The 2,998-nt window shown below is 71.4% G+C and carries 3 protein-coding genes; all 3 read left to right on the forward strand.

All coding sequences use genetic code 11. The features are described 5' to 3' along the window. Positions 1 to 695 (forward strand): MFS transporter (locus CQZ88_RS31850; RefSeq protein ID WP_258008781.1); only part of this gene is annotated, 695 nt, incomplete at its 5' end. Next, on the forward strand, positions 692 to 1,288 hold the full coding sequence (locus CQZ88_RS25215; protein ID WP_006937065.1) for an alpha/beta hydrolase: 597 nt from the start codon (positions 692 to 694) through the stop codon (positions 1,286 to 1,288). The genes CQZ88_RS31850 and CQZ88_RS25215, both read left to right, overlap by 4 nt. A 150-nt stretch (positions 1,289 to 1,438) precedes the next feature. After that, the coding region (locus CQZ88_RS25220; protein WP_258008783.1) for an ATP-dependent metallopeptidase FtsH/Yme1/Tma family protein at positions 1,439 to 2,998 on the forward strand (1,560 nt) is incomplete at its 3' end.

Here is a 2,998-nt window from a genome sequence, read left to right on the forward strand (position 1 = left end):
ACACCACCCACACCGAGGCGCCGGGCCCGGTTGCACGTGCCCCGATCTCGAGCCTGTTCACCAACCCCGCGGTGCTGTGCGCCTACATCGGCGGCGGGCTGCAGATGTTCACCGCCGCCGCGCTGATGGCGTGGCTGCCCAGCTTCTTCGGCCGCTCCTACGGGCTGGCCGCGGACAAGGCCGCCGCGATGGCCGCGGTCTTCGTGCTGCTCATCGGCGCCGGCATGATCGTGTGCGGCATCGTCGCCGACCGGGCCGCCCGCATCGACCCGGCCCGCAAATGGACAGTCGCGATCGCGATCAGCCTCGCCGCCGGGGTACTGCTGATCGTCGGGTTCCGGCTGCCGGTCGGCACCGCCCAGCTGGTGCTGCTCGGACTGGGCGCGTTCTTCTCCGCCGGCTCCACCGGCGCGGTCACCGCGATGGTCGCCAACCTGACCCACCCCACCGTGCGGGCGTCGGCGTTCGGCACCACCACCCTGGCCAACAGCCTGCTCGGGCTGGCCGCGGGCCCGTTCGTCGTCGGTGTCCTCGCGGACAGGATCAGCCTCGCCAATGCTCTGCAACTTGCGCCGCTCGTCTACCTGGGCGCGGTCGCGGTGCTGCTGGCCGGCAAGCGCGTCTACCCCGCCGGCGTCCGCAAGCTCGCCACCCTGTCCGCCACCCCCGCGCAGCAGACCGGAGCCGACAAGTGAGCACCCTCGATACCACGACCGTGGTGATCGTGCCGGGCCTGCGCGGCCACGTCGCCGAGCACTGGCAGACCCTGCTCGCCGCGCGGCTGCCGAAGGTGACCACGGTCGAGCCGCTGCAGCGCGACAAGTTCGGTCTCGCCGCCCGCGTCGCCGCCCTCGACGAGGTCGTCGCCGGCACGACCGGCCCGGTGCTGCTGGTCGCGCACAGCGCCGGTGTGATGATCACCGTGGCGTGGGCCCAGCGCCACGACCACCCCGTCGTGGGCGCGTTGTTGGCCACCCCACCCGACCTCACCGTCGCGCTGCCCGCCGGCTACCCCACCCCCGAGCAGCTACGCGACAACGGCTGGTATCCCACCCCGCGCACACCGCTGCGGTTTCCCAGCATCGTCGCCGCCAGCAGCAACGACCCGCTCTGTGGGTTCGACCGGGCCGCCGCTCTCGCGCGGCACTGGGGCAGCAGACTCGTCGACGCCGGACCGGTCGGGCACCTCAACCCCGCCGCCGGCTACGGCCACTGGCCCGCCGCCGAGGACCTCGTCCGTGAACTTGCCGAGGCACCGCCGCCCCGACCGGTCCCCGTCCGGGCCTGAGCCCCGGACCGTGGCGGCGAACCCTGCGATACCGACGTCGAGGTTCGCCGCCACACTCGACAGTCTCTCGTCGATCCTGCTGACACGGGTGAGGACCTCCGTGCGTCCGGATACCGTGGATCCGACACGGACAGGTCAGGAGAGCGCCGAATGATCACACGGACCAGGTTCTTCTCCGTTCACCACTCACGGTCGGCGCGATCGGGGCCTCCCCCGGACCCGCCGCCCCCGCCGGCGCCGTCCTCGGGCCTGTGGTGGCAGCTGGTCGCGGTCGCCGTCCTGCTCGGCGGCCTGGTGGTCGCCCTGGCCCTGCAGACCCCGACCTCGAGCACCCTGACCTACAGCGACTTCGTGGACCGGGTCGATGCGGGCACCGTGGAAGAGGTGACGATCGACGACAAGGGATCGGTCTACGGAACACTTTCCGATGGAACCGAATTCGTCACCCAGCTACCCACCGCGCTGGACCTCGCCGGGCTCGACAACAAGCTGCAGGCGAAGCAGGTCCGGGTCAGCGCGGAACAGACCGACGACAGCCCGTGGGGGGCGATTCTGTTCAGCATGCTGCCCTTCGTGGTGTTCGCGGGACTGCTGCTGTGGCTCGGCCGCCGGGCGCAGCGCGCATTCAGCGGCGGCGCCGGCGGTATCGGGGGCATCGGAACGTTCGGCCGCTCGAAGGCCCGGGTGATCGAGGCGAACCGGCCGACCACCCGCTTCGCCGACGTCGCCGGATACGACGGCGTCAAGCAGGAGATCAGCGAGGTCGTCGACTTCCTGCGGGATCCGGAGAAGTACGCGGCCGCCGGCGCGAAGGGTCCCCGCGGCGTGCTGATGATCGGCCCGCCGGGCACCGGCAAGACGCTGCTGGCCCGCGCGGTGGCGGGTGAAGCAGAGGTGCGCTTCCTGTCCGTCACGGGCTCGGAGTTCGTGGAGATGTTCGTCGGCGTCGGCGCCTCCCGCGTGCGGGACCTGTTCGAGCAGGCCCGCAAGAGCCCCCCGTCGATCATCTTCATCGACGAGATCGACGCCATCGGCAGCAAACGCGGCGTCGGGACCTACGCCGGAAACGACGAGCGGGAGCAGACGCTCAACCAGTTGCTGGCCGAGATGGACGGCTTCGATCAGAGCGTCGGCATCGTGGTGCTGGCAGCGACGAACCGCCCGGAGGCGCTCGATCCGGCACTGCTGCGGCCGGGCCGGTTCGACCGCACGGTGGTCATCCCCCTGCCCACCCAGTCGGAACGGGCCGCGATCCTCTCGGTGCACCTACAGGGCAAACACCTCGGGCCCGACGTCGATCTGAGTGTGCTCGCGCGGGCCACCCCGGGGTTCTCGGGTGCGGATCTGGCGAACCTGGTCAACGAGGCCGCGATCAACGCCGTCCGCGACGACCGCACCGTCATCTGCGCCGACGACTTGTCGTCCGCGCGCGACCGCCTGCTGCTCGGCCGCCGCGAGAGCGCCAACGCCCTGCTCCCCGAGGAACGGACCTCGGTGGCGGTGCACGAATCGGGTCACGCGCTGCTCGCGGCCCTGTGCCCGCACGCCGACCCGGTGGCGAAGGTGACGATCCTGCCCGCGGGCATGGCGCTGGGATCGACCCAGCAGCTCCCCGAGGTCGAACGCCACCTCTACAGCGAGGGATATCTCAACGATCTGCTCACCGTGCGGGTGGGTGGGCGGGCCGCGGAGATCGTCGTGTTCGGGGAG

Source organism: Rhodococcus sp. ENV425 (assembly GCF_002887785.1).
Taxonomy (GTDB): Bacteria; Actinomycetota; Actinomycetes; order Mycobacteriales; family Mycobacteriaceae; genus Rhodococcus; species Rhodococcus aetherivorans.